Consider the following 26,128-nt stretch of genomic DNA (forward strand, 5'->3'; position numbering starts at 1 on the left):
GACTGGTTAATGAACGTTAATCAGTATGCAGTGGCATAAAAAAGCAATAAAGGCATATAACAGAGGGTTAATAACATGAAAGTTAAAGTACTGTCCCTCCTGGTACCAGCTCTGCTGGTGGCAGGCGCAGCAAATGCGGCTGAAATTTACAACAAAGACGGCAACAAATTAGACCTGTACGGCAAAGTCGATGGTCTGCACTATTTCTCCGATAACAAAGGTGATGATGGTGATAAAACTTACATGCGTATCGGCTTCAAAGGCGAAACCCAGGTTAACGATCAACTGACCGGTTACGGCCAGTGGGAATACCAGATTCAGGGTAACCAGAGTGAAGCCAGCAACGACGCCTGGACGCGTGTGGCATTCGCAGGTCTGAAATTCGCTGATGCAGGTTCTTTCGATTATGGTCGTAACTATGGCGTGACTTATGATGTTACGTCCTGGACTGACGTCCTGCCAGAATTTGGCGGCGACACCTACGGTGCTGATAACTTCATGCAGCAGCGTGGTAACGGTTATGCGACTTACCGTAACACTGATTTCTTCGGCCTGGTTGATGGTCTGAACTTTGCTCTGCAGTACCAGGGTAAAAATGGTAGCGTAAGCGGTGAAAACGTAAGTGGTCGTAGCCTGCTGACTCAGAATGGTGACGGTTACGGCGGATCACTGACTTATGATCTGGGTGCTGGCTTCGGTATCGGTGGTGCGATTACTACCTCTAAACGTACTGCTGACCAAAATGCTGTTGGCGTATACGGCAACGGCGATCGTGCAACGGTTTATACCGGTGGCCTGAAATACGATGCGAACAACGTATACCTGGCAGCACAGTACTCCCAGTCTTACAACGCTACCCGTTTCGGTACCTCTAATGGCAGCAACCAGACTGCTGCTTATGGCTTCGCAGACAAAGCACAAAACTTTGAAGTTGTGGCTCAGTACCAGTTTGATTTCGGTCTGCGTCCGTCCGTTGCTTACCTGCAGTCAAAAGGTAAAGACATCAGCAATGGCTTCACTAACTTCGGTGACCAGGACATCGTGAAATATGTTGATGTTGGCGCGACTTACTACTTCAACAAAAACATGTCTACCTATGTTGATTACAAAATCAACCTGCTGGATGACAATGCGTTCACCCAGGCTGCAGGCATTGCTACCGATGATATCGTAGCACTGGGTCTGGTTTACCAGTTCTAATCTGCATTTATCTCTGTCAAAGGGCCTGCGGGCCCTTTTTTAATGCCGTTTTTCTGACGTACAAACAACTATTTTTGGTGTACTCTTGCGCCCGTTTGCATGAGGATAATCACGTATGGATATGAATTTTTGTCGTGTAGCCCTGTTGGCTGCAACGATCTTTTTTGTCGGGTGCGATGAGGCCCCGAAATCGGCTCAGCTCCCGTCACCGACCGCCACGGTACTGGAAGGTAAAACAATGGGAACCTTCTGGCGGGTCAGTGTGGTGGGAATAGATGCCAAACGCGCCGGGGAATTGCAGGCGAAGATCCAGACTCAGCTTGATGCTGACGATCAGCTTCTCTCTACCTATAAAAACGATTCTGCATTGATGCGCTTTAACCTGTCGAAAAGCCTTTCACCATGGCCGGTAAATGACGCGTTGGCGGATATTGTAACGTCTGCGTTACGTATCGGCGCAAAAACGGATGGGGCTATGGACATCACCGTTGGGCCGCTGGTCAATCTGTGGGGGTTTGGTCCGGATCAGCAACCTGTACATATTCCTGCTCAGGCGCAAATTGATGCAGCAAAAGCGAAGACTGGCCTTTCGCATCTGAAGGTCGTTAATGAGGCCCATCAGAACTACCTGCAAAAAGATTTGCCGGAATTGTACGTTGATCTCTCCACCGTGGGAGAAGGTTATGCCGCTGATCATCTGGCCCGCCTGATGGAACAAGAGGGGATCGCTCGTTATCTGGTCTCCGTGGGCGGTGCGCTGAACAGCCGGGGAATGAACGCCGAGGGGCATCCGTGGCGTGTGGCGATTCAGAAACCAACCGATCGCGAAAACGCGGTGCAGGCGATTGTGGATATTAACGGGCACGGGATCAGTACTTCCGGTAGTTACCGTAATTATTACGAACTGGATGGCAAGCGTCTGTCACATGTTATCGATCCGCAATCCGGTCGACCGATCGAACACAATCTGGTGTCCGTGACGGTAATTGCTCCGACGGCGCTTGAAGCCGACGGCTGGGATACCGGACTGATGGTTCTCGGAACGGATAAAGCCAAAGAGGTCGTGCGTCGTGAAGGGCTGGCAGTTTATATGATCGTGAAAGAGGGCGATGAGTTTAAAACCTGGATGTCGCCACAGTTTAAAAGCTTTCTGGTCAGCGACAAAAATTAAAAAGCAAGAATACGGGTTTTTGTATCATGCAATGCGGACACACTGAGCCTAAGCGCTATGCTTAACCAAGGAGTCCAAAATGAAAAATATCTTACGCCTGACTGATGATGACCGCTGGCAGTCTGTGTTGGATCGCGACACAGACGCCGACGGTCAGTTTGTCTTTGCCGTTCAAACTACCGGTATTTTTTGTCGTCCCTCCTGCCGGGCGAAACATGCGCTGCGCAAAAACGTCAGCTTCTTTGCGGATGCACAGCAGGCACTGGCTGCCGGGTATAGGCCGTGTAAACGCTGTCAGCCGGACAAAGACAATGCGCAACAACATCGGTTGGATAAGATTACCCTCGCCTGTCAGCTTTTAGAGCAAGAGTCCCCCCTCACGCTGGATGAATTAGCGCAACAGGTGGCGATGAGCCCGTTCCATTTACATCGTCTGTTCAAAGCGACAACAGGAATGACCCCGAAAGCGTGGCAGCAGTCCTGGCGCGCTCGCCGTCTGCGCGATGCGCTGGCGAAAGGGGAGCCGATAACGCAGGCGATCCTTAACGCCGGGTTCCCCGACAGCAGCAGCTACTATCGTAAAGCGGATGCGGCGCTGGGCATGACGGCGAAACAATTTCGTAAAGGCGGCGACAGCGTATCTGTGCGCTACGCGCTTACGGACTGCGCTCTGGGTCGCTGCCTGGTGGCGGAAAGTGAACGCGGTATCTGTGCGATTTTACTTGGCGATGACGATGCCACGTTGATAGCGGAGCTCCGTGAACTGTTTCCCACCGCGTTTGACGAACCTGCAGATGCGCAATTCCAACTGCATGTGCGTGAGGTGATTGCCGTGATTAACACGCGCAACAGGCCACTGTCCTTACCACTGGATATCCGGGGAACCGCATTCCAGCAGCAGGTGTGGCAGGCGCTACGCGCTATTCCCTGTGGTGAGACGGTTAGCTATCAGCAACTGGCCAGCGCAATCGGCAAACCGAAGGCTGTTCGCGCGGTGGCCAGCGCCTGCGGGGCGAATAAGCTGGCGATTGTGATCCCGTGTCATCGGGTGATCCGCGGTGATGGTGCGCTTTCGGGATATCGTTGGGGCGTTGCGCGTAAGGCACAACTCCTGCAACGTGAAACTACCGGCGAGGAAACATAATGCTCGATCTCTTTGCAGATGCGAAACCCTGGCAAGAGCCACTGGCATCCGGTGCGGTAATTTTGCGACGTTTTGCGTTTGACGCCGCACCTTCCTTACTACAGGCGATCTCATCTGTCGCCACCTTGTCGCCTTTTCGCCAGATGGTTACGCCCGGCGGTTATACGATGTCGGTGGCGATGACCAACTGTGGTCATCTGGGCTGGACGACGGATCAGCACGGTTACCTTTATTCTCCGGTTGATCCGCTGACTGGCGCAGGCTGGCCGCCATTACCGGACGTTTTTGTCGACCTGTGTCAACAGGCAGCAATTGCCGCAGGCTATCCTGACTTTCACCCGGATGCGTGCTTGATTAACCGCTATAACCCCGGCGCAAAACTGTCGTTACATCAGGATAAAGACGAACCCGATCTGCGAGCGCCTATTGTATCTGTGTCGCTGGGTTTACCGGCGATCTTTCAGTTTGGTGGTTTGCAGCGTAATGATCCGTTAAAACGTTTGCTGCTGGAACATGGTGATGTGGTGGTATGGGGAGGGAAATCGCGTCTGTTTTACCATGGTATCCAGCCGCTTAAGACGGGGTATCATCCGTTGACGGCCGACTGTCGTTACAATCTGACATTTCGCCAGGCGGGTAAAGCGGAATAAAAATAAGAATTATTATTGCTGTAAGCGTTGAGATGTTTAAACTGCGGGCTGTTAATACTTGTCCGGGTTGTACACATGGAACTTTTACTTCTTGTCTGGCGGCAGTATCGCTGGCCATTTATCAGCGTAATGGCGCTCAGCCTTGCCAGCGCTGCGCTGGGAATTGGGCTGATTGCGTTTATAAATCAGCGCCTGATTGAGACGGTCGACACCACGCTGATGGTGCTGCCGGAGTTTCTCGGCCTGCTGCTGTTACTTATGGTCGTCACGCTTGGCTCACAGCTGGCGCTGACCACGCTGGGCCACCACTTTGTCTACCGCCTGCGTAGCGAATTTATCAAACGTATACTGGATACCCACGTCGAGCGCATCGAGCAGCTTGGTAGCGCCTCGTTACTGGCCGGTTTAACCAGTGATATCCGCAACATTACCATCGCTTTCGTCCGTCTGCCTGAGCTGGTACAGGGAATTATTTTGACCGTAGGATCGGCGGCGTATCTGGCGATGCTGTCGACCAAAATGCTGCTGGTAACGGCAATCTGGATGGCGATCACTATCTGGGGCGGGTTTGTACTGGTGGCGCGGGTGTACAAACATATGGCTACCCTGCGTGAAACAGAAGACAAGTTGTATAACGATTATCAGACGGTGCTGGAAGGGCGCAAAGAACTGACGCTCAACCGTGAACGTGCCGAGCATATCTTTAACCAGTTGTACGTCCCGGATGCCAAAGAGTATCGCCATCATATTATCCGTGCCGATACCTTCCACCTGAGCGCAGTCAACTGGTCCAACATTATGATGCTGGGCGCAATTGGCCTGGTGTTCTGGATGGCTAATAGTCTGGGCTGGGCAGATACCGCAGTGGCGGCGACCTATTCGCTGACGCTGCTGTTCCTGCGTACGCCGTTACTCTCTGCCGTCGGCGCGCTGCCCACATTGCTCACCGCGCAGGTGGCTTTCAACAAACTGAATAAGTTCTCACTGGCACCATTCAAGGCAGAGTTTCCGCGACCAACCGCGTTTCCGAACTGGCAAACGCTGGAAATGCGCAATGTGGTATTTCACTATCAGGATAATGCGTTCTCCGTTGGGCCGATTAATCTGACCATCCATCGTGGCGAACTGATCTTCCTGATTGGCGGCAACGGCAGTGGAAAATCTACTCTGGCGATGCTGCTTACCGGATTGTACCAGCCGCAGTCTGGTGAGATTTTACTGGATGGCAAGGCGGTAGCGATTGAAAAACCAGAAGATTATCGCAAGCTATTCTCGGCGGTGTTCACCGACGTCTGGTTGTTCGACAAACTGTTGGGCCCTGAAGGGAGAGACGCAAATCCGCAACTGGTGGCGAAGTGGTTGGATCATCTGAAGATGGCGCACAAGCTGGAATTGAATGATGGTCGCATCCTCAATCTGAAGCTGTCTAAAGGGCAGAAAAAACGTGTGGCGCTGCTACTGGCATTAGCGGAGGAGCGCGACATTATTCTGCTCGATGAATGGGCTGCCGATCAGGACCCGCACTTCCGCCGTGAATTTTATCAGGTGCTGTTGCCATTAATGCAGGAAATGGGCAAAACCATTTTCGCCATCAGCCATGACGATCATTACTTTATTCATGCCGATCGTCTGCTGGAGATGCGCAACGGGCAGCTTACCGAGTTAATGGGTGATGAACGCGACGCCGCATCGCGTGATGCAGTAGCCCGTACAGCCTGATCCCATAGGCCGGATAAGGAGCTACCGGCCTACGGTTAACACTCTCATCCGCCGTTTTTTTATCCAATCGGCGGCTCAGTTTATTGTTATTTACATAATTCAGCATCATGATTAACGATATTTCAAATCATGGATTTATGATTAATGTCTGTAATAAATAAAAACAGCGCCAGGCTGCGTGATGAAGAACGTGCGCGTCTGATCTGGCTGCTGACCACTGATAAAGCCATTATTTCTACACTGTTGGGCAAGCTTACCCTGGCTGAGCAATATGACGTCGGTACATTAGCCGACGATATTGCTGAGGTAGGGGCACTGGTGGCCCACCTGCCACCGCCCGATTTGGCCGATACCCTCGAAGCGTTACCCTCTGAAGAACGTCATGCCCTGTGGCGACTGGTCGAAAGTGAAAAACGTGGAAATGTGCTGCTTGAGGCGTCAGAAAACGTCTGGGACGATCTGATCGATGAGATGACCGACCGCGAGTTGCTGGACGCGTTGCAATATCTCGATATCGATGAACAGATTTATCTGGTGCAGCATTTGCCACGCAACCTGACAGGCCGACTGCTGGCATCGCTGCCGGCAGAGGAGCGGGCGCGTGTGCGCCAGGTGATGCACTACGAGAAGAATCGCGTCGGCGCGATTATGGAGTTCGAAGTCATCACCGTGCGCCCGGACGTGACGCTGGAAGTGGTACAGCGCTATCTGCGACGGTTGGGGAAAATGCCGGAAAACACCGATAAACTCTTCGTGACCGATCGCAATAAAGTCCTCGTAGGCGAACTGACGTTGACCTGTATTTTGCTTAATGATGTGCAGCGCAAAGTCAGCGAGGTGATGGAAGACGATCCGCTCACCTTCGCTCCGGAGGATATCGCAGAAAACGCGGCACGAACGTTTGAACGTGACAACCTGGTCAGTGCGGCGGTGGTGGATCCATCAGGTAAGCTGATGGGCCGTTTGACCATCGATGAGATCGTCGATGTGGTATATGAAGAAACCGACACCGATCTGCGCCGGATGGGGGGGTTAAGCGCCGAAGAGGATGTGTTCGCCCCGGTCACTAAAGCAGTAAAAACCCGTTGGGCATGGCTGGCGATTAACCTCTGCACGGCATTCATCGCCTCACGAGTCATCGACGGTTTTGAGCACACGATTTCACAACTGGTGGCGCTGGCTTCGTTGATGCCTATCGTGGCGGGAATCGGCGGTAATACCGGCAATCAAACCATCACCATGATCGTCCGCGCGCTGGCGCTGCAAAATATTCAGCCCGGTAACCTGACGTTCCTGATCCTGCGTGAGATGGGCGTGGCGTTGATCAACGGCCTCGTCTGGGGCGGGATTATGGGGGGGATTACCTGGTGGCTGTATGATGATATGGCGCTTGGTGGCGTTATGACCCTGGCGATGATGCTTAACCTGCTGATGGCGGCATTGATGGGGGTAATCATTCCGATGACGATGGTGAAACTCGGGCGCGACCCGGCTGTCGGCTCGAGCGTTATGATCACCGCTATTACCGACACCGGCGGATTCTTTATTTTTCTTGGTCTGGCGACGCTGTTTCTGATGTAACCACTTGTTTGCATCTGACGATACGCGGCAGAACCAGCATCATCATCACTCCGGCAACCACGCCAATCGCCAGGTTGCCGGTAGAAACCGTCACGGCAACGGTAATCAACATTACCAGCGTTTCGGTGACTGGCATTTTCACCAGCGCGGCGGGAGTGATACTGTGCCAACTGAACGTTTTCACCGCCACAATCACCATAATGCCGGCCAGTACCGACATGGGTATTTTCGCCATTACTTCACTTAATGCGGTGACCAGCAGCAGTAATACTAATCCGGCGGCCAACGTTGAGAGTCGACTGCGTCCTTTGCCCATCTCAACGTTGACGATCGTTTGGCCAATCATCGCGCATCCGGCAATGCCGCCATAAAACCCGGCCAGAATATTAGCGATCCCCAGTCCCGCACTTTCACGGTTTTTATTCGATGGCGTGACCGTCAGATCGTCAACCAGTCTTGCGGTTAACAACGACTCCATCAAACCGACAAAGGCGATGCTTAGCGCGCAGGGCCAGATAATGGCAAAAGTTTGCCCGTTAAGTGGTACCAGCAATTGGGTTAAACCAGGTAGTCCACCGCGCATTGAACCTTCGTCACCGACGGTAGGCAACAGTTGTCCACTGGTCACGGTGAATACAGTCAACAAGACAATGGCAACCAATGGTGCGGGAATATTTTTAATGAATCGCGGTAGCCACAGTACGATCAGCAGCGTCAGGATAAACAATCCCCAGATTAACGGGCTTTTTCCCCAGAAGTGCGGGACCTGAGCAAAGAAAATCAAAATGCCCAGCGCGTTGACAAAGCCCGTCATGACGGCCGCGGGGATAAAACGCATCAGGCGTGCCATGCCTAATACGCCAAACAGGATCTGGATAAGTCCGGCCAGCACGACCGCTGGCAGAATGTACTGCACGCCGTGTAGGTGCACCATTGGGCCAATAACCAGAGCTACAGACCCCGCAGCGGCGGTAACCATTGCCGGGCGCCCCCCCAGAAAGGACATTGCCAGGCACAGTACAACGGAGGCAATCAGACTGACTTTCGGATCAACGCCAGCGATAACGGAAAAGGAGATTACTTCCGGGATCAGTGCAAGGGCGGTAACCACGCCCGCCAACATTTCGCGCACCAGTAAATGGGGCTTACGCAATACGGTTCCAACGGAATGATCTGCCGTCGCGGCAGGGGAGGGGTGGAGCGCAGACATATTTACTCTCAGGTCGGAAATGGCCTGATACAGCAGACCGACAAGCATCCGTGCGGTGAATAGCAAAGCGCAGCATAGTACCCGTCTGGTGGGCGGGTTTCCAGAAATGATTGTCAATAACCCTATAAAGAATCAACTTATTAATAACATTTTTAAAATTTAAATATAATTTATAAACATTATTTAATTATTTTTACTTAAGTGTTACCGTTGGTACCGCTCGATTTTCACCTGCAATAAAAGCTAAAAAGCGATACTAAAAGTAAGGCATTAACATTATGAAAAAAGTGACTGCCATGCTCTTCACCCTGGCCGTAGGACTGAACGTTGTCTCTATGGCGGCAAAAGCGAAAGCGACTGAAGAGCAGGAAACGGATGTGCTGTTGATTGGCGGCGGCATTATGAGCGCCACACTGGGAACCTATTTACAGGAGCTGGAGCCACAATGGTCAATGACCATGGTTGAGCGACTGGATGGCGTTGCTCAGGAGAGTTCGAACGGCTGGAACAATGCCGGAACGGGACACTCTGCACTCATGGAACTGAATTACACGCCTAAAAAAGCCGACGGTAGTGTCAGCATTGAAAAGGCAGTCGAAATTAACGAAGCCTTCCAGATTTCCCGCCAGTTCTGGGCGTATCAGGTCAACAATGGCGTGATGCATGAACCCCGCTCGTTTATCACCACCGTGCCACATATGAGCTTTGTCTGGGGCGACGAGAACGTGAATTTCCTGCGTGCCCGTTATACCGCACTGCAGCAGAGTACGTTGTTCCGTGGCATGCGTTACTCCGAAGATCACGCGCAAATTAAAGAGTGGGCGCCGCTGGTCATGGAAGGTCGCGATCCAAAACAGAAAGTTGCGGCAACGCGTACTGAGATTGGTACTGACGTAAACTACGGCGAAATTACGCGCCAGCTGATTGCATCGTTGCAGAAAAAACCTAATTTTGCTTTGCAGCTGAGCACCGAAGTGCGTGGGTTTAAGCGTAACGCGGATAATAGCTGGACCGTCACGGTTGCCGATCTGAAAAACAGCGAAGCGGAACACGACATCAAGGCGAAGTTTGTCTTTATTGGTGCTGGTGGCGCTGCGTTGAAACTGCTGCAGGAAACCGATATCCCGGAAGCGAAAGGCTATGCCGGATTCCCGGTTGGTGGTCAGTTCCTGGTGGCGGAAAACCCGGACGTGGTCAATCGTCACCTGGCGAAAGTCTACGGTCAGGCGTCCGTTGGTGCACCGCCGATGTCCGTACCGCATATTGATACCCGCATTCTGGATGGCAAGCGCGTGGTACTGTTTGGACCATTTGCGACGTTCTCTACCAAGTTCCTGAAAAATGGTTCCTTATGGGATCTGCTCAGCTCTACCACCACGTCAAACTTTATGCCGATGGTGAATGTAGGGCTGGATAACTTCGATCTGGTGAAATATCTGGTAAGCCAGGTCATGCTCAGCGACGACGACCGTTTTGCTGCACTGCAGGAGTACTATCCGCAGGCGAAAAAAGAAGACTGGCGTTTGTGGCAGGCAGGTCAGCGTGTGCAGATCATCAAAAGTGATGAAGAAAAGGGCGGCGTTCTGCGTCTGGGAACTGAAGTGGTCAGTGACAAAGAAGGAACAATTGCTGCACTGCTGGGCGCATCGCCAGGGGCGTCAACCGCTGCACCGATCATGCTGCATCTGATGGAAAAAGTGTTTAAAGATAAAGTTGCCAGCCCGGAATGGCAGGCGAAACTGAAAACAATCATCCCGTCCTATGGCACGAAGCTGAACGGTAACGTTGAGGCCACGGAACAAGAGCTGCAATATACCAGTGAAGTTTTGGGTCTGAAGTACGATAAACCGCAGGTCGCTGATGAAGCACCGAAACCGCAGCTTAAACCTCAGGCACAACCGCAACCTGAGCAGAAAGCTGTCGCAGATATCGCACTGTAAAGAAAATGCCGGATGGCACTGCGCTTATCCGGCCTACTTCGTGCGTTTGTAGGCCGGATAAGGCGGTACGCCGCTATCCGGCACATTCTCACTTATCGCGCGACTGCGTCCTGAATCTTCTCTTCCGCTTTCCAGATTCGGTATTTCACTTCTACGTTTTCCGGAGTGTAGACCACAATCGGCAATTTGCTGTTGTAACGCACCATACCGTCATCACCCAGATAAGCTGTGATGAATTTTTTCTCTTTTTTGCCGTCCGGGCAGGCCATCATGGTCGAGACCGGGGAGCTGACTTTGTCAAAAACATAGTAGTCGTATCCCCAACCTTCCAGAGTTTTGCTTTCCAGCTCTCCACCAAGGCGATGCCTGTTGCAGTCAACTTCCAGCGTTTGTCCGATCAGCAGTTCCACTTTTAGAGTAGATTCATCTTTCTCAGGAGCGAGCTGGATAACCTGGCGCTTCATACCTTTGTCGGCTTTAGGATAAGGCGCTGTTTTTTCCAGTGGTTGAGTGTTGGCATCGTTGTTTGCAGCCCACACAGAGGTGCTGGCAACGGCAGCTAACAGGACGACAGGGACAATAGTCTTCATCTTATTGTTCACAGTTTTTCCTTTCTTCTGTCTTCTGAACGTATCTATGGCAGGTTAGCATATTCACATCATCTATTAATCTAAATTTACTTATATTTTACGTGTATTGGCTGAGTGTTTGTTATTAATATGGTGATATATCCTAAGAATTATCTCATAAATAAGATAATTCTCTTTTTGCGGTGTTCGTTATATAATTTAGTATATAACTAATTGAAATGTGAGCAAAAGCGCGTTTTTTTCCACCAACCCCACACTCTTTTGATCCGGCAACAGCATTTACCCCGATTGGGGTATGCACCTCTAACACATCCTGAAATATCTTACTGTTAAAAATAACTACTCATAAATAGTGCGGTTTTTATTGTCGTTCAACCCGCTCAGGGAGAGCGTCATTATGGAAGGACAATGTCATGGTTGATTTATCCCGTCGAGGCATGTTGACAGGCAACTGGCGTAACGCTGGCATTGGGATCCGTCCGCCGTGGAGCAAGGAAGAATCTCACTTTCTGGCCCATTGCCTCCATTGTGACGCCTGCATCCAGGCGTGTGAAACCGACATCCTGCAGCGAGGCCAGGGTGGGTATCCGAGCGTAAATTTCAAACACGGCGAATGCAGCTTTTGTTACGCCTGCGCACAAGCCTGTCCCGAATCACTTTTTCTTCCGCGCCACACCAGGGCATGGGAACTGAACTTTACGATCGGTGAAAACTGCCTCGCAAATCAGTCTGTTGAGTGCCATCGCTGTCAGGATAGTTGTGAACCCATGGCCATTACCTTTCGCCCCACGCTGTCTGGTATTTACCAGCCACAGCTCGACAATCAGGGCTGTAACGGATGTGGAGCGTGCGTCGCTACCTGTCCGGTTTCAGCCATTAACGCGGAGTACAACCATGGACACTAACTGGCAGGTCTGCAGCCTGGTCGTTCAGGCAAAAAGTCAGCATATCAGCGATATCGCCACGCAGTTGAGTACATTTCCAGGTTGTGAAGTTGCACTCAGTGATGTGGAAAGCGGCCAACTGATCGCGGTGGTAGAAGCTGAACAAAGTGAAACGCTAATGAAAACAATTGAGTCGGTACGCAACGTTGCGGGCGTACTGGCGGTGTCGCTGGTTTATCACCAGCAGGATGAGCAAGGTGAGGAAACACCATGAAACTCAGTCGTCGTAGCTTTATGAAAGCTAACGCCGTTGCGGCCGCTGCGGCGGCTGCCGGGTTAAGCGTGCCGGGCGTAGCCCGCGCGGTAGTCGGTCAGCAAGAAGCTATCAAATGGGACAAAGCCCCGTGCCGATTTTGCGGTACAGGTTGTGGCGTATTGGTAGGGACTCAGCAAGGGCGTGTTGTGGCATGTCAGGGCGATCCGGATGCGCCGGTTAACCGTGGACTTAACTGCATTAAAGGTTACTTCCTGCCTAAAATCATGTACGGCAAAGACCGTTTAACGCAGCCGATGCTACGCATGAAGGATGGCAAATATCACAAAGAAGGCGAATTCACCCCAATTAGCTGGGACCAGGCCTTCGATGTGATGGAAGAGAAATTCAAAACGTCCCTGAAAGAAAAAGGGCCAGATGCCATCGGCATGTTTGGCTCCGGTCAGTGGACCATCTGGGAAGGTTATGCGGCGGCGAAGCTGTTCAAAGCGGGTTTCCGTTCAAACAACATTGACCCGAACGCACGTCACTGCATGGCATCAGCGGTAGTCGGTTTTATGCGTACCTTTGGTATGGATGAACCGATGGGTTGCTATGACGATATTGAGCATGCGGATGCTTTTGTTCTGTGGGGCGCCAATATGGCGGAGATGCACCCAATTCTGTGGTCACGCATCACCAACCGTCGCCTGTCCGATCCTAATGTCAATGTGGCGGTTCTCTCTACCTTCCAGCATCGTAGCTTTGAACTGGCCGATAACGGCATCGTCTTTACGCCGCAAAGCGACCTGGTGATCCTCAACTACATCGCAAATTACATCATTCAAAACAATGCGATAAACCAGGATTTCTTCAGCAAGCACGTTAACCTGCGCAAAGGTGCGACGGATATCGGCTACGGTTTACGTCCGACGCATCCGTTGGAGAAAGCGGCGAAAAACCCAGGTTCTGATGCATCCGAACCGATCAGCTTTGAAGAATACAAAGCGTTTGTTGCGGAATATACGCTGGATAAAACCGCAGAAATGACCGGCGTTCCGAAAGATCAACTGGAACAACTAGCGCAGCTGTATGCCGATCCGAATAAGAAAGTCATCTCCTACTGGACGATGGGCTTTAACCAACACACGCGCGGCGTGTGGGCCAACAACCTGGTCTACAACCTGCACCTGTTGACCGGCAAGATCTCCCAGCCTGGCTGTGGTCCGTTCTCTCTGACTGGCCAGCCTTCCGCTTGTGGTACCGCGCGTGAAGTAGGGACGTTCTCCCATCGCCTGCCTGCGGACATGGTGGTGACTAACGAAAAACACCGTGATATCTGCGAAAAACACTGGCAGATCCCAACCGGTACTATTCCGGCGAAAGTGGGTTTACATGCGGTAGCGCAGGATCGTGCGCTGAAGGATGGCAAGCTCAACGTTTACTGGGTGATGTGTAACAACAACATGCAGGCCGGACCGAATATTAACGAAGAGCGTATGCCTGGCTGGCGCGATCCGCGCAACTTTATCATCGTTTCCGATCCGTACCCGACGGTCAGCGCCCTGGCGGCCGACCTGATCCTGCCGACAGCGATGTGGGTGGAAAAAGAAGGGGCCTACGGTAACGCTGAGCGTCGTACTCAATTCTGGCGTCAGCAGATTAAAGCGCCGGGCGAAGCAAAATCGGATTTGTGGCAACTGGTGCAGTTTGCCCGTCGTTTCAAAACGGAAGAGGTCTGGCCGGAAGAACTGTTGGCGCAGAAACCAGAACTGCGTGGCAAAACTCTGTATGACGTGCTGTTTGCAACGCCTGCGGTGACGAAATACCCGGTTAGCGAACTGGCTGAAGATCAGCTTAACGATGAGTCCCGCGAGCTGGGTTTCTACCTGCAAAAAGGGCTGTTCGAAGAGTATGCATGGTTTGGTCGCGGTCATGGACACGATCTTGCACCGTTCGATGATTACCACAAAGCGCGCGGGTTACGCTGGCCGGTAGTTGAAGGTAAAGAGACCCAGTGGCGCTACAGCGAAGGTAACGATCCGTACGTGAAGGCTGGAGAAAGTTACAAGTTCTACGGCAAGCCGGACGGTAAAGCGGTGATTTTCGCACTGCCATTTGAACCGGCGGCAGAAGCGCCGGATAAAGAGTATGACCTGTGGCTCTCCACCGGACGTGTACTGGAGCACTGGCACACCGGCAGTATGACGCGTCGCGTGCCTGAACTGCACCGTGCCTTCCCGGAAGCCGTGCTGTTTATCCATCCGCTGGACGCGAAAGCACGCGATTTGCGTCGTGGCGATAAAGTCAAAGTGGTCTCCCGCCGTGGTGAAGTCATTTCGATTGTGGAAACACGTGGGCGTAACCGTCCACCGCAGGGGCTGGTGTATATGCCGTTCTTCGACGCCGCACAGCTGGTGAACAACCTGACGCTGGATGCGACGGATCCGCTTTCTAAAGAAACGGATTTCAAGAAGTGCGCTGTGAAACTGGCGAAGGTGTAAGTCGCTATGTCCCGGTCAGCAAAACCCCAAAATGGCCGTCGCCGCTTTCTGCGCGATATGGTTCGCGCAGCTGGCGGACTGGCAGTTGTTGGCGTGGCGCTGGGGTTGCAACAACAAACCGCACGTGCAACCGGCGTGCGGTTACGCCCGCCTGGGGCATTGAGTGAGGACGCATTTGCCAGCGCTTGCGTACGCTGCGGGCAGTGCGTTCAGGCTTGCCCTTATGACACGCTGAAACTGGCGACTCTGGCCTCCGGGCTGGCGGCGGGGACGCCGTATTTTATTGCCCGCGATATTCCCTGCGAAATGTGTGAGGACATCCCGTGCGCCAAAGTTTGTCCAAGCGGAGCGTTGGATCGGGAAATTGAATCGATCGACGATTCACGCATGGGGTTGGCGGTGCTGCTGGATCACGAGAACTGCCTCAATTATCAGGGATTGCGCTGCGACGTCTGCTATCGCGAGTGCCCGAAAATTGACGAGGCCATCACCCTGGAGCTCGATCGCAATATGCGTACCGGTAAACATGCGCGGTTTATTCCTACCGTTCATAGCGATGCCTGTACCGGATGCGGTAAATGCGAAAAGGTCTGTGTGCTGGAGCAACCGGCCATAAAAGTGCTGCCTTTGTCGCTGGCAAAAGGGGAGTTGGGACACCATTACCGCTTCGGTTGGCTGGAGGGGCAAAATGGCAAATCGTAAACGTGATGCAGGCCGTGAAGCGCGGGCGAAAAAAGGCTGGTGGCAGAGTCATCGTTGGCTGGTGTTGCGTCGTTTAAGCCAGTTTCTGGTGTTGGCGATGTTTCTCAGCGGCCCGTGGCTCGGTGTGTGGATCCTGCATGGTAATTACAGCAGCAGCCTGTTGCTGGATACCATTCCGTTAACCGATCCACTCATTACGCTGCAAAGTCTGGCCAGTGGGCATTTGCCTGCGACGGTGGCGTTAACGGGCGCGGCCATCATTACGGTGCTGTATGCCCTTGCGGGCAAGCGATTGTTTTGTAGTTGGGTCTGTCCGATGAATCCTGTAACCGACTTTGCGAGCTGGTTACGCAGAAGGTTTGAGTTGAATCAGTCAGCGACAATTCCGCGCTATATACGCTACGTCCTGCTGGTTGTCATTTTGCTGGGCTCTGCTGTAACAGGCACGTTGCTGTGGGAATGGATAAACCCGGTTTCTCTGCTGGGACGTGGCCTGGTGATGGGGTTCGGTAGCGGAATACTGCTGATTATTGCACTGTTTTTATTTGATTTACTGGTCGTTGAACATGGCTGGTGCGGGCACCTTTGCCCACTTGGCGCACTGTATAGCGTGCTGGGAAGTAAAGGGGCGTTAACCGTTTCGGCGAAAGAACGCGAGAGATGTAACCGCTGTATGGATTGTTTTCATGTTTGCCCGGAACCGCATGTGCTACGTGCCCCGGTGCTGGATGAGCAAAGCCCGGTGCAGGTGACCAGTCGCGATTGCATGGCCTGCGGTCGCTGTGTGGATGTCTGTTCTGAGGATGTTTTTACAATAACAACACGATGGAGTTCGGGAGCGAAATCATGAAAAGCCATGACCTGATTAAAGCGCTGAGTCAAATGACGGCAGCGCTGGCCCTGGTAGTCAGTGGGGCAGTTTGGGCTGCAAACGGAGTGGATCTGAGCCAGTCACCGGAAGTCTCGGGGACGCAGGAAGGGGCGATTCGCATGCCGAAAGAGCAGGAGCGTATGCCGCTGAACTACGTTAACCAACCACCGATGGTTCCGCACAGCGTTGATGGTTACCAGGTTACAACTAACACCAACCGCTGCCTGCAGTGCCATGGCGTGGAAAGCTATCGGACAACCGGCGCGCCGCGCATCAGCCCGACGCACTTTATGGACAGCAACGGCAAAGTGCTGGCGGAAGTGGCGCCGCGTCGCTATTTCTGCCTGCAGTGTCATGTCCCGCAGGCTGATGCTGCTCCGATTGTCGAAAATACCTTCACCCCCTCGAAAGGTTACGGGAAATAAGAGGTCATTATGGAAAATTCTAACCGTAAACCAGGCTGGATTAAGCGCGTCTGGCAATGGTGGCGTCGCCCCAGCCGTCTGGCGCTCGGCACGCTGTTGTTAATCGGCTTTGTGGGCGGCATTATTTTCTGGGGCGGTTTTAACACCGGTATGGAAAAGGCCAACACTGAAGAATTCTGTATCAGCTGTCACGAAATGCGCAACACTGTCTATCAGGAATACATGGAAACCGTACACTACAACAACCGTAGTGGTGTACGTGCGACCTGCCCTGATTGCCACGTCCCGCATGAGTGGGGCCCGAAAATGATTCGTAAGATTAAAGCCAGCAAAGAGCTGTATGCGAAAGCGTTGGGGTTGATAGACACACCGCAAAAATTTGAAGACCACCGTCTGATAATGGCGCAAAATGAGTGGCGGCGTATGAAAGACAATAACTCGCAGGAGTGTCGTAACTGTCATAACTTCGAGTTTATGGATTTAACCGCCCAGAAAGGTGTTGCGGCTAAAATGCATGACCAGGCCGTGAAAGAAGGACAAACCTGTATCGACTGCCATAAAGGGATAGCGCACAAACTCCCCGATATGCGTGAAGTTAAACCGGGATTCTAACAGGATGTTGATGCGTGCAAATGCTTGAAGCCAGGGAACTGCTCTGTGAGCGGGATGACAGAATACTGTTTAGTGAGCTGTCATTTCGCGTAACCGCGGGTGAATGGGTGCAAATTACCGGGAGTAACGGCGCAGGGAAAACCACTTTGCTGCGCTTACTTACTGGTCTGGCTCGCCCTGATGCCGGAGAGGTTTGCTGGCAAGGGCAACCACTGCATCAAGTGCGGGACAGTTACCATCAGGAACTGCTTTGGATCGGACATCAGCCGGGAATTAAAACCCGGCTTTCGGCATTGGAGAATCTGCGTTTCTTCCACCATGATGGCGATACTGCTCAGTGCCTGGCCGCTCTGGCACAGGCCGGGCTCGCCGGATATGAAGACATTCCAGTTAATCAACTCTCTGCCGGACAACAACGCCGTGTGGCATTGGCTCGTCTGTGGCTGACCCGCGCCCGGCTCTGGATCCTGGACGAACCGTTCACTGCGATTGATGTCAATGGCGTTGAACGCCTGACTCAGCGTATGGCACAACATACGGAGCAGGGCGGTATTGTTATTCTCACGACTCATCAGCCTCTGAATGTAGAGACCAATAAAGTGCGGCGTATTGCGCTGACCAGCGAGAGGGCTGCGCAATGATGTGGCGAATTTTCCGTTTAGAACTGCGGGTTGCGTTCCGTCATAGTGCGGAGATTGCCAATCCGTTATGGTTCTTCCTGATTGTGATTACGTTATTCCCGCTAAGCATTGGCCCGGAACCACAACTGCTGGCGCGAATTGCGCCGGGTATTATCTGGGTTGCAGCACTGCTGGCATCATTACTGGCGCTGGAGCGCCTGTTTCGCGATGACCTTCAGGACGGCAGCCTCGAACAGCTGATGTTACTGCCATTGCCACTACCGGCGGTGGTGCTGGCGAAGGTAATGGCACACTGGGTCGTGACCGGCCTGCCGTTGCTTATCCTCTCGCCGCTGGTGGCGTTGCTGTTGGGAATGGATATGTACGGTTGGCAGATTATGGCACTGACGCTGTTGCTCGGTACGCCGACGCTGGGTTTTCTCGGGGCGCCAGGCGTTGGATTAACGGTTGGTCTGAAGCGTGGCGGTGTGTTGTTAAGCGTGTTGGTACTGCCGCTAACCATCCCGCTGCTGATTTTTGCGACCGCTGCGATGGATGCGGCCTCTATGCACTTACCCGTTGAAGGGTACATGGCGATTCTGGGCGCACTGTTGGTGGGGAGCGCGACGTTAAGTCCTTTTGCGACGGCGGCTGCGTTACGCATCAGTGTGCAGTAGCACGATTTTTATTTTAGCGTGCCTGATCAGGCGATTTTCCGCCATCAGGGACAACGGCAGTTTCATTTGTTTTGCTTGAGTCTGGTGACTGAACTATGTGGAAAATACTTCATCAACTGGCGATGCCCCCACGGCTCTATCAGATCTGTGGCTGGTTTATCCCGTGGCTGGCGATTGCCAGTGTAGTGATACTGGCAACGGGTTGGATCTGGGGATTTGGTTTTGCACCTTCGGATTATCAGCAGGGGCAGAGCTATCGCATTATCTACCTGCACGTCCCGGCGGCAATCTGGTCGATGGGGATTTATGCCTCGATGGCGGTTGCGGCGTTTATCGGCCTGGTCTGGCAGATGAAAATGGCCAATCTGGCTTTAGCCGCGATGGCCCCTGTTGGCGCAGTGTTTACCTTTATCGCACTGGTGACCGGGTCGGCATGGGGTAAACCAATGTGGGGAACCTGGTGGGTATGGGATGCCCGACTCACTTCTGAACTGGTGTTGCTGTTTCTCTACGTAGGCGCTATCGCACTGTGGCACGCATTTGATGACCGTCGCGTGGCGGGGCGTGCTGCCGGTATTCTGGTGCTGATTGGCGTTGTTAACTTACCGATTATTCACTACTCGGTAGAGTGGTGGAATACGTTGCATCAGGGATCGACCCGTATGCAGCAAAGTATTGATCCGGCGATGCGCACGCCGTTGCGTCTGGCAATCGTCGGCTATCTGTTGCTGTTTATCACGCTGACGCTGATGCGCATGCGTAATCTGATTTTGTTGATGGAAAAACGCCGCCCGTGGGTGAGCGAACTGATCTTAAAAAGAGGCCGCCAATGACCCCTGCATTTGCATCATGGAGTGATTTTTTCGCGATGGGCGGTTACGCCTTGTATGTCTGGTTGGCTGTGGCTATGAGCGTTGTCCCTATGATTGTACTGGTGCTGCACTCTGCGTTACAGCATCGGACGATATTACGCGGTGTAGCACAGCAACGGGCAAGAGAAGCCCGTATGCGCGCGGCACAAACGCAACGGGAGGCGGCGTGAATATTCGACGTAAAAATCGACTCTGGATTGCCTGTGCGGTGCTTGCGGGTCTGGCATTAACCATCACGCTGGTGCTCTACGCGCTGCGTTCCAATATCGACCTGTTCTATACGCCGGGCGAAATACTCTACGGTAAGCGTGAAACCCAGAAGATGCCTGAAGTCGGTCAACGTCTGCGTGTGGGGGGCATGGTTATGCCTGGCAGCGTTAAACGCGACCCGCAATCCCTGAAGGTGAATTTCAGCATCTATGACGCCGAGGGCGTAGTCGATGTGACGTATGAAGGTATCCTGCCGGATCTGTTCCGTGAAGGGCAGGGGGTCGTTGTGCAGGGTGAACTGGAAGAGGGGAATCATGTGCAGGCAAAAGAGGTCCTCGCCAAACATGATGAGAATTACACCCCACCGGAAGTCGAAAAAGCGATGCAGGAAAATCACCGTCGCCCGGAAAGTGTTTATAAGGATAAAACGTCATGATGCCTGAAATTGGCAATGGGCTTCTGTGTCTTGCACTTGGCGTTGCATTGCTGCTCTCGGTCTATCCTCTGTGGGGCGTAGCGCGCGGTGATGTACGGATGATGGCCTCTGCACGGCCATTTGCCTGGGTGTTGTTTATCTGCGTGATGGGTGCGTTTCTGGTGTTGGTAAACGCATTCGTGGTCAATGACTTTACCGTGACCTATGTGGCCAGTAACTCTAATACTCAGCTCCCGGTTTGGTATCGGGTAGCGGCAACGTGGGGCGCGCATGAAGGCTCACTGTTGCTGTGGGTGCTGCTGATGAGCGGCTGGACGTTTGCCGTGGCGCTGTTCAGTCAGCGGATGCCGCTGGATATCGTCGCTCGTGTACTGGCTGTGATGGGCATGGTCAGTGTTGGTTTCCTGTTGTTTATCTTGTTTACCTCTAACCCGTTTTCTCGCACCTTGCCTGATTTCCCAGTCGAAGGGCGCGACCTGAACCCGCTGTTGCAGGATCCGGGGCTTATTTTCCATCCCCCGTTGTTGTATATGGGCTATGTCGGTTTCTCAGTCGCTTTTGCATTCGCGATTGCCGCGTTGATGAGCGGGCGTCTGGACAGCACGTTTGCCCGTTTTTCGCGCCCCTGGACGCTGGCGGCGTGGGTGTTTTTGACGTTGGGGATTGTGCTCGGCTCCGCCTGGGCGTACTACGAGCTTGGCTGGGGCGGTTGGTGGTTCTGGGATCCGGTCGAGAATGCTTCGTTTATGCCGTGGCTGGTAGGCACAGCGCTGATGCACTCCCTGTCGGTTACCGAACAACGTGCCAGTTTCAAAGCCTGGACGCTGCTGCTCTCGATCTGCGCTTTCTCGCTATGTCTGTTGGGCACTTTCCTCGTGCGTTCAGGCGTACTGGTGTCGGTACATGCATTCGCCTCCGATCCGTCGCGCGGGATGTTCATTCTTGCCTTTATGGTCATGGTGATCGGTGGATCTCTGCTGCTCTTTGCCGTGCGTGGTCATAAAGTTCGCTCCAGGGTGAATAACGCCCTCTGGTCACGTGAATCGCTGCTATTGGGGAACAACGTTCTGTTGATTGCCGCCATGCTGGTGGTGCTGCTGGGCACATTGTTGCCGCTGGTGCATAAACAGCTGGGGCTAGGCAGTATTTCGATTGGTGAACCGTTCTTCAATACCATGTTCACGTGGCTGATGGCACCGTTCGCACTGCTGTTGGGGATTGGACCGTTGGTTCGCTGGGGTCGTGACAGACCGCGTAAACTAAAAACATTGCTGATTATCGCGTTTGTCACCACATTTGTACTGTCACTGCTGCTGCCGTGGCTGCTTGAAGACCGCATTGCCGCGATGACGGTAGTAGGTCTGGCAATGGCATGCTGGATATTCGTGCTGGCGATGTCTGAAGCATTCCTGCGTATTTCACGCGGAACGAAGTTGACGCCAAGTTACTGGGGTATGGTGTCAGGCCATGTGGGGCTGGCGATTACTATCGTGGGGATTGCCTTTAGTCAGAACTACAGCGTTGAGCGTGATGTGCGTATGAAGGCTGGCGATAGCGTGAGCATTCATAATTATCAGTTTACATTCCGTGAAGTTAAAGATATCACCGGGCCTAACTACCGTGGTGGCGTGGCGATTATTGGTGTAACACGTGACGGTAAACCGGAAGCGACGCTGCATGCGGAGAAACGTTTTTATAACAGCACCAGTTCCATGATGACCGAAGCGGCAATTGACGGTGGTTTTACGCGTGACCTCTATGCTGCGTTAGGCGAAGAGCTGGACAATGGCGCATGGGCTGTGCGTCTGTATTACAAACCGTTTATTCGCTGGATTTGGGCCGGAGGGTTGCTGATGGCGCTGGGCGGATTGTTCTGCCTGTTTGATCCACGCTATCGCCAGCGCGTGCGTCCACGCACAGCTGAGCAAAAAAACGCGCCGGAGGCTGTATGAAGCGCAACGCACTCTTAATCCCTTTTATTATTTTTCTCGTTATTGCGGCAGCGCTGCTGTGGCAACTGGCGCGTAACGCCCAGGGAGATGATCCCACCAATCTTGAATCGGCATTGATCGGTAAACCGGTACCGACGTTCCGCCTTGAGTCGCTGGAGAATCCGGGGCAGCATTATCAGGCCGATGTACTGACGCAGGGTAAACCGGTGTTGCTCAACGTATGGGCGACATGGTGTCCAACCTGCCGTGCTGAACACCAGTATCTGAATCAGCTGTCTGCAGAGGGCGTGCGGGTAGTCGGCCTGAACTATAAAGACGATCGTCAGAAAGCGATTGTCTGGCTGAAAGAACTGGGTAATCCATATGCGCTTAGCCTGTTTGATGGCGATGGCATGCTTGGATTGGATCTGGGCGTATATGGCGCGCCGGAAACTTTCCTGATCGACGGTAAGGGAATTATTCGCTACCGCCACGCTGGCGATTTGAATGCCAGAGTGTGGGCAAGCGAGATCAAACCGTTGTGGGATAAGTACAGTAAGGAGGCTGCGCAATGAGATTTTTACTGGGCGTATTGATGCTGGTGATCTCTGGTTCGGCGCTTGCCACCATCGACGTAATGCAGTTCAAAGACGAAGCGCAAGAGCAACAGTTCCGCCAGCTTACCGAGCAATTGCGCTGCCCTAAGTGTCAGAACAACAGCATTGCCGACTCTAACTCGATGATTGCTACCGACCTGCGTCAGAAAGTCTATGAGCTGATGCAGGAAGGGAAAAGCCAGAAAGAGATCGTCGATTATATGGTGGCGCGCTACGGCAACTTCGTCACTTACGATCCGCCGCTGACGCCGCTGACGGTTCTGTTATGGGTGATGCCCGTCGTGGCGATCGGCTTGGGAGGCTGGATTATTTTTGCCCGCTCACGCCGTCGTATACGATTGAAACAGGAAGAATTTCCAGACGATATCACTCCGGATGGAAAACGTGGTGGATGGTGGCTGTATGTGCCAGGCGTTGTAGTCGCATTGGTGGTTGGCGCGGTGAGCTATTATCAAACGGGTAATTACAAGCAGGTTAAAATCTGGCAACAGGCTACAGCACAAGCTCCGGCGTTGCTGGAACGGGCACTGGATCCGAAGGCTGAACCTCTGAATGAAGAGGATATGACACGCCTTGCGCTGGGACTGCGTACGCGACTGCAGGCCGATCCTGGAAACGTTGAAGGCTGGATTATGCTCGGACGCATTGGAATGGTATTAGGTAATGCCAGCACGGCGACAGAAGCCTATGCCAACGCCTACCGACTGGATCCTAAAAATAGCGATGCGGCGCTTGGTTATGCGGAAGCGTTGACCCGTTCCTCCGATCCAAATGATAACCGTCGGGGAGGGGAGTTATTGAGTCAGTTGGTCAGGGGCGATCATGCTAACGTGCGTGTACTGAGCATGTATGCTTTTAACGCCTTTGAGCAGCAGCGCTTCGGCGAGGCGGTTGCGGCCTGGGAGATGATGCTGAAGTTATTACCCGCCAACGACACTCGCCGGGCGGTGATTGAACGCAGCATTAAACAGGCGATGGAGCAGTTGTCGCCGCAGGAGAAATAAGAGCGGAAGATGCCGGATAGCGACCCTAAGAGTCTTATCCGGCCTGGACATAAGCCCGATAGCATAGCGCTACCGGGCATTCTGCGTATTACTGTATTCCACGCGTTTGCAGAAACAGGATGGTGGCGGCAACACGAGAGCGCACGTTGAGCTTGCGCAGCAGGTTGCGAATATGCACCTTCACCGTTTGTTCCGAAATATTCAGTACGGACGCAATCTGCTTGTTTGACAAGCCCTGAGCCAGTTCATGTAAAACATCCAGCTCGCGTTCGGTAAGTATACTGAACGGATCTTCTTCCGCACCAAACAGTTCACGCTCTCGCAGGTATTCGCTGACGCGTGCGCTGAAGGCTTTACCGCCTTTAGCACCACTGCGAATGGCTTCAAGCAGAACTTCTGGGTCGCTGTCTTTCAACAAATAGCCATCAGCGCCGGCATCAATCAATGCGTATACATCGCTTGCGGAATCTGACACGGTAAGAATGATGATTTGCGCAGTGATGCCATCCCGGCGCAGCGCATTCAGGGTATCAAGTCCGCTCATTCCCTTCATATTGAGATCCAGCAGGATCACATCAAGGTCAAGACGGTTTGCCAGATCGATTGCACTTGCACCATCACCCGCTTCGGCGACGACTTCAAATGCGCTATCCAACTGTAGCAACTGACTAATTCCTCGTCGCATCAGTGGGTGGTCATCGACAATAAGCACCTGAAAAGGCATTGCTTCAGGCATACTATTCTCCTGAGTATTTATTAGTATCATTATTGTTTTCAGCACGTAAATCGTCCAGATTCATCGAGCTGATGAGAGAATAAATTTTACCCTAATTTGTGCATGGGTAAGTAGCAAAACCGTCAAAGTTTAAAACGGGCAGGGGTGGGAGAGAGATGAGGTCTACTGCCAGGGCGCTGCTATAAAGACCAACTGCATGGCAAAATGAACATACCACTGGCCAGTGGCTATGTAAGCAGCTCCCTTGCTGGACATCCCTCATCGAGCTAGGAGGGTTCCGACGTACGAGTTAACAGCATATCAATCAACTTTTCATCGAACAGAACAGGGACATAGACAGTGTGAGTATATTCTAAAGCATCAGGAGGATGTGTGTATTCAAAAAGCTCAATATCATGGCCGTCGCGTCGGGTGATGCAGTGTTGGGCCATGTATTGCTTGTAGACGTAGAGTATTCTGTCTGATGTCGAACCCACTTTTTTAGTAAATGTAAAACGCAGATAATCCCCGGAGATAACCGGTAAAGCGGGTAGTTCTTTCTCCTTGCTAAACTCCGCAGTGACACCAATGTGGTAGTCGAAACTAATTTTATCACATTTCAAATTTACGGGTTTGCACAATGTATAAACCTTGTCGGGAATAGTGAGGAGCAAACTGGAGAATGTTTTTTCAAGTTCTGCTCTCTGCATGGTATGGGCTTTACCGATGTGATAAAAATCACATTCATACTTTCCAGAGACGCCATAGAGTTCAAGGTGCGGAATGTAAATATAACTCACGTCCAAATCCATGAGTGCGCCGTTTACTTTATGACCCCAGGCCGGAATTTTTCCAAATATAACTTCACTGTTGCTTCTGAATTCAACAGGCGTTGTACCAAAGCACTCTTTGAAGTATCGAGTGAAAGCTTGTTGGCTTGAGTAAAAGCAAAGCTCTGATATTTTTTTCACGGAGAGACCGGAGAATTTTAGGGCGAGTGAACACCGGTACATCTTGATCCCCATAATATAGTTTTTGATAGAACACCCCATCCTGGATCTAAATATCCTGTGGAGTTGAGCACTGCTGTAGCCTGAGCGAGATATAATGGAGGGGATGCTGATATTCTCATCCTGGCCTTCATCGATAAGCCTGAGCAGTTGCGTTATAAATTCATCGCTCAAAGGTCCTCACTTACATCTGGTTATAGCGAATCAAGTATAAGATCCTGTTTTAGAATATTACATTCAGATAATCAATAGCATAATCACAGAGTGATATTATTTGGTGGTAATAATCCAAAAAAAGAGTAATAAAGATAACTCGTTACAATTAATTAACGCAGATGGCGTTGCTGAGCGTAAAATTACTGGAAAACGCTGTGCAAATAATAACGTCTGGTATTATACTCGCCGTGAGTTTACTGGCACCATGATAACGCTGATGAATGATTATTGATTGCTTTATACAAATAAATAATTTAATTAAATTTTATTTGTTATGTTTTTGTTGTTTTTGTTTATTTATTCTCATGATTGTTTATTTGAATTGCGCTCTAAAGTTCGTTGAGCTGATAATCTTACGGTAACG

At 52.1% G+C, this 26,128-nt stretch carries 26 protein-coding genes; 22 read left to right on the forward strand and 4 right to left on the reverse strand.

All coding sequences use genetic code 11. The annotated features are described in order from the left end of the window. Nucleotides 1–75: 75 nt before the first annotated feature. From SK36_RS05740 to mgtE, 6 genes are all read left to right on the forward strand, one after another. Nucleotides 76–1,200, forward strand: a complete 1,125-nt coding sequence (locus tag SK36_RS05740) for a porin OmpC (protein WP_045445412.1) — start codon at nt 76–78, stop codon at nt 1,198–1,200. Between the two features lie 115 nt (nt 1,201–1,315). Beyond that, complete coding sequence (gene apbE / locus SK36_RS05745; RefSeq protein WP_045445409.1) at nt 1,316–2,371, forward strand: FAD:protein FMN transferase ApbE; 1,056 nt, start codon at nt 1,316–1,318, stop codon at nt 2,369–2,371. Between the two features lie 79 nt (nt 2,372–2,450). Continuing rightward, entirely contained in the window at nt 2,451–3,515 is a 1,065-nt protein-coding gene (gene ada, locus SK36_RS05750; protein ID WP_048221008.1) for a bifunctional DNA-binding transcriptional regulator/O6-methylguanine-DNA methyltransferase Ada, read from the forward strand. Further along, nucleotides 3,515–4,165, forward strand: coding sequence for a DNA oxidative demethylase AlkB (gene alkB / locus SK36_RS05755; protein ID WP_045445403.1), 651 nt, complete (start codon nt 3,515–3,517; stop codon nt 4,163–4,165). Before ada ends, alkB begins: the two co-directional genes overlap by 1 nt. A 75-nt stretch (nt 4,166–4,240) precedes the next feature. Beyond that, entirely contained in the window at nt 4,241–5,884 is a 1,644-nt protein-coding gene (locus tag SK36_RS05760) for a multidrug ABC transporter permease/ATP-binding protein (protein ID WP_045445400.1), read from the forward strand. 144 nt (nt 5,885–6,028) lie between these two features. After that, a complete protein-coding gene (mgtE, locus tag SK36_RS05765; RefSeq protein WP_045445397.1) occupies nt 6,029–7,465 on the forward strand; it encodes a magnesium transporter in 1,437 nt (478 codons plus the stop codon). Here mgtE and SK36_RS05770 read toward each other — a convergent pair. Further along, nucleotides 7,428–8,675, reverse strand: coding sequence for a SulP family inorganic anion transporter (locus SK36_RS05770; RefSeq protein ID WP_048222589.1), 1,248 nt, complete (start codon nt 8,673–8,675; stop codon nt 7,428–7,430). The two genes, mgtE and SK36_RS05770, sit on opposite strands and share 38 nt — an antisense overlap. Before the next feature lie 278 nt (nt 8,676–8,953). Here SK36_RS05770 and mqo point away from each other — a divergent pair, with 278 nt between their 5' ends. Then, nucleotides 8,954–10,615 carry a malate dehydrogenase (quinone) gene (mqo, locus tag SK36_RS05775; protein WP_048221009.1) on the forward strand — a complete coding sequence of 554 codons (1,662 nt, stop codon included), beginning with the start codon at nt 8,954–8,956 and terminating at the stop codon, nt 10,613–10,615. Between the two features lie 92 nt (nt 10,616–10,707). Here mqo and eco read toward each other — a convergent pair whose 3' ends face one another. Continuing rightward, nucleotides 10,708–11,205: a serine protease inhibitor ecotin gene (gene eco / locus SK36_RS05780; protein WP_048222593.1), complete on the reverse strand. Its 498-nt coding sequence runs from the start codon at nt 11,203–11,205 to the stop codon at nt 10,708–10,710. 413 nt (nt 11,206–11,618) lie between these two features. Here eco and napF point away from each other — a divergent pair, with 413 nt between their 5' ends. The 15 genes from napF (at nt 11,619) to SK36_RS05855 (ending at nt 23,823) form a co-directional block, all read left to right on the forward strand. Further along, on the forward strand, nt 11,619–12,110 hold the full coding sequence (gene napF, locus SK36_RS05785) for a ferredoxin-type protein NapF (RefSeq protein WP_048221010.1): 492 nt from the start codon (nt 11,619–11,621) through the stop codon (nt 12,108–12,110). Beyond that, a complete protein-coding gene (napD, locus tag SK36_RS05790) occupies nt 12,100–12,363 on the forward strand; it encodes a chaperone NapD (RefSeq protein WP_045445389.1) in 264 nt (87 codons plus the stop codon). Before napF ends, napD begins: the two co-directional genes overlap by 11 nt. Then, entirely contained in the window at nt 12,360–14,846 is a 2,487-nt protein-coding gene (gene napA, locus SK36_RS05795; protein WP_045445385.1) for a nitrate reductase catalytic subunit NapA, read from the forward strand. The genes napD and napA overlap by 4 nt, the downstream gene beginning before the upstream one ends. A 6-nt stretch (nt 14,847–14,852) precedes the next feature. Further along, nucleotides 14,853–15,548: a ferredoxin-type protein NapG gene (napG, locus tag SK36_RS05800; RefSeq protein ID WP_045445382.1), complete on the forward strand. Its 696-nt coding sequence runs from the start codon at nt 14,853–14,855 to the stop codon at nt 15,546–15,548. Next, nucleotides 15,535–16,398, forward strand: coding sequence for a quinol dehydrogenase ferredoxin subunit NapH (gene napH / locus SK36_RS05805; RefSeq protein WP_045445379.1), 864 nt, complete (start codon nt 15,535–15,537; stop codon nt 16,396–16,398). The genes napG and napH overlap by 14 nt, the downstream gene beginning before the upstream one ends. Beyond that, nucleotides 16,395–16,844 (forward strand): nitrate reductase cytochrome c-type subunit, encoded by a 450-nt coding sequence (napB, locus tag SK36_RS05810; protein WP_045445376.1) that lies wholly within the window; start codon nt 16,395–16,397, stop codon nt 16,842–16,844. The genes napH and napB overlap by 4 nt, the downstream gene beginning before the upstream one ends. 9 nt (nt 16,845–16,853) lie before the next feature. After that, nucleotides 16,854–17,456 (forward strand): cytochrome c-type protein NapC, encoded by a 603-nt coding sequence (gene napC, locus SK36_RS05815; RefSeq protein ID WP_045445373.1) that lies wholly within the window; start codon nt 16,854–16,856, stop codon nt 17,454–17,456. A gap of 14 nt (nt 17,457–17,470) precedes the next feature. Then, nucleotides 17,471–18,097: a cytochrome c biogenesis heme-transporting ATPase CcmA gene (gene ccmA, locus SK36_RS05820; RefSeq protein ID WP_223307006.1), complete on the forward strand. Its 627-nt coding sequence runs from the start codon at nt 17,471–17,473 to the stop codon at nt 18,095–18,097. After that, nucleotides 18,094–18,753 (forward strand): heme exporter protein CcmB, encoded by a 660-nt coding sequence (gene ccmB / locus SK36_RS05825; RefSeq protein WP_045445367.1) that lies wholly within the window; start codon nt 18,094–18,096, stop codon nt 18,751–18,753. The genes ccmA and ccmB overlap by 4 nt, the downstream gene beginning before the upstream one ends. A 95-nt stretch (nt 18,754–18,848) precedes the next feature. Beyond that, nucleotides 18,849–19,586, forward strand: coding sequence for a heme ABC transporter permease (locus SK36_RS05830; RefSeq protein ID WP_045445364.1), 738 nt, complete (start codon nt 18,849–18,851; stop codon nt 19,584–19,586). After that, a complete protein-coding gene (gene ccmD / locus SK36_RS05835) occupies nt 19,583–19,795 on the forward strand; it encodes a heme exporter protein CcmD (protein ID WP_045445361.1) in 213 nt (70 codons plus the stop codon). The genes SK36_RS05830 and ccmD overlap by 4 nt, the downstream gene beginning before the upstream one ends. Further along, complete coding sequence (ccmE, locus tag SK36_RS05840) at nt 19,792–20,271, forward strand: cytochrome c maturation protein CcmE (RefSeq protein ID WP_045445358.1); 480 nt, start codon at nt 19,792–19,794, stop codon at nt 20,269–20,271. Before ccmD ends, ccmE begins: the two co-directional genes overlap by 4 nt. Continuing rightward, nucleotides 20,268–22,223, forward strand: coding sequence for a heme lyase CcmF/NrfE family subunit (locus SK36_RS05845; protein ID WP_048221011.1), 1,956 nt, complete (start codon nt 20,268–20,270; stop codon nt 22,221–22,223). The genes ccmE and SK36_RS05845 overlap by 4 nt, the downstream gene beginning before the upstream one ends. Beyond that, complete coding sequence (gene dsbE, locus SK36_RS05850) at nt 22,220–22,777, forward strand: thiol:disulfide interchange protein DsbE (protein ID WP_045445352.1); 558 nt, start codon at nt 22,220–22,222, stop codon at nt 22,775–22,777. The genes SK36_RS05845 and dsbE overlap by 4 nt, the downstream gene beginning before the upstream one ends. Further along, nucleotides 22,774–23,823, forward strand: coding sequence for a cytochrome c-type biogenesis protein CcmH (locus tag SK36_RS05855; protein WP_045445349.1), 1,050 nt, complete (start codon nt 22,774–22,776; stop codon nt 23,821–23,823). Before dsbE ends, SK36_RS05855 begins: the two co-directional genes overlap by 4 nt. 88 nt (nt 23,824–23,911) lie before the next feature. Here the strand turns inward: SK36_RS05855 and narP are convergent, their stop codons facing one another. Both narP and SK36_RS05865 read right to left on the reverse strand, forming a co-directional pair. Continuing rightward, entirely contained in the window at nt 23,912–24,559 is a 648-nt protein-coding gene (gene narP, locus SK36_RS05860) for a nitrate/nitrite response regulator protein NarP (RefSeq protein ID WP_045445346.1), read from the reverse strand. A 266-nt stretch (nt 24,560–24,825) separates the two neighbouring features. After that, on the reverse strand, nt 24,826–25,722 hold the full coding sequence (locus SK36_RS05865; protein ID WP_071828996.1) for a helix-turn-helix domain-containing protein: 897 nt from the start codon (nt 25,720–25,722) through the stop codon (nt 24,826–24,828). Between the last annotated feature and the right edge of the window lie 406 nt (nt 25,723–26,128).

It is taken from the genome of Citrobacter sp. MGH106 (assembly GCF_001037495.1).
In the GTDB taxonomy this organism is placed as follows: domain Bacteria; phylum Pseudomonadota; class Gammaproteobacteria; order Enterobacterales; family Enterobacteriaceae; genus Citrobacter; species Citrobacter murliniae.

Excerpts from the sequence above, each read along its gene's own strand:
- eco (WP_048222593.1), bottom strand. The coding sequence starts at position 11,205 with ATGAAGACTATTGTCCCTGTCGTCCTGTTAGCTGCCGTTGCCAGCACC.
- dsbE (WP_045445352.1), top strand. The coding sequence starts at position 22,220 with ATGAAGCGCAACGCACTCTTAATCCCTTTTATTATTTTTCTCGTTATT.
- napF (WP_048221010.1), top strand. The coding sequence starts at position 11,619 with ATGGTTGATTTATCCCGTCGAGGCATGTTGACAGGCAACTGGCGTAAC.
- napA (WP_045445385.1), top strand. The coding sequence starts at position 12,360 with ATGAAACTCAGTCGTCGTAGCTTTATGAAAGCTAACGCCGTTGCGGCC.
- SK36_RS05760 (WP_045445400.1), top strand. The coding sequence starts at position 4,241 with ATGGAACTTTTACTTCTTGTCTGGCGGCAGTATCGCTGGCCATTTATC.
- alkB (WP_045445403.1), top strand. The coding sequence starts at position 3,515 with ATGCTCGATCTCTTTGCAGATGCGAAACCCTGGCAAGAGCCACTGGCA.
- napB (WP_045445376.1), top strand. The coding sequence starts at position 16,395 with ATGAAAAGCCATGACCTGATTAAAGCGCTGAGTCAAATGACGGCAGCG.
- mgtE (WP_045445397.1), top strand. The coding sequence starts at position 6,029 with ATGTCTGTAATAAATAAAAACAGCGCCAGGCTGCGTGATGAAGAACGT.
- napC (WP_045445373.1), top strand. The coding sequence starts at position 16,854 with ATGGAAAATTCTAACCGTAAACCAGGCTGGATTAAGCGCGTCTGGCAA.
- napD (WP_045445389.1), top strand. The coding sequence starts at position 12,100 with ATGGACACTAACTGGCAGGTCTGCAGCCTGGTCGTTCAGGCAAAAAGT.
- ccmB (WP_045445367.1), top strand. The coding sequence starts at position 18,094 with ATGATGTGGCGAATTTTCCGTTTAGAACTGCGGGTTGCGTTCCGTCAT.
- napH (WP_045445379.1), top strand. The coding sequence starts at position 15,535 with ATGGCAAATCGTAAACGTGATGCAGGCCGTGAAGCGCGGGCGAAAAAA.
- narP (WP_045445346.1), bottom strand. The coding sequence starts at position 24,559 with ATGCCTGAAGCAATGCCTTTTCAGGTGCTTATTGTCGATGACCACCCA.
- SK36_RS05740 (WP_045445412.1), top strand. The coding sequence starts at position 76 with ATGAAAGTTAAAGTACTGTCCCTCCTGGTACCAGCTCTGCTGGTGGCA.
- ccmD (WP_045445361.1), top strand. The coding sequence starts at position 19,583 with ATGACCCCTGCATTTGCATCATGGAGTGATTTTTTCGCGATGGGCGGT.
- SK36_RS05845 (WP_048221011.1), top strand. The coding sequence starts at position 20,268 with ATGATGCCTGAAATTGGCAATGGGCTTCTGTGTCTTGCACTTGGCGTT.
- SK36_RS05830 (WP_045445364.1), top strand. The coding sequence starts at position 18,849 with ATGTGGAAAATACTTCATCAACTGGCGATGCCCCCACGGCTCTATCAG.
- napG (WP_045445382.1), top strand. The coding sequence starts at position 14,853 with ATGTCCCGGTCAGCAAAACCCCAAAATGGCCGTCGCCGCTTTCTGCGC.
- apbE (WP_045445409.1), top strand. The coding sequence starts at position 1,316 with ATGGATATGAATTTTTGTCGTGTAGCCCTGTTGGCTGCAACGATCTTT.
- mqo (WP_048221009.1), top strand. The coding sequence starts at position 8,954 with ATGAAAAAAGTGACTGCCATGCTCTTCACCCTGGCCGTAGGACTGAAC.
- SK36_RS05855 (WP_045445349.1), top strand. The coding sequence starts at position 22,774 with ATGAGATTTTTACTGGGCGTATTGATGCTGGTGATCTCTGGTTCGGCG.
- ada (WP_048221008.1), top strand. The coding sequence starts at position 2,451 with ATGAAAAATATCTTACGCCTGACTGATGATGACCGCTGGCAGTCTGTG.
- SK36_RS05770 (WP_048222589.1), bottom strand. The coding sequence starts at position 8,675 with ATGTCTGCGCTCCACCCCTCCCCTGCCGCGACGGCAGATCATTCCGTT.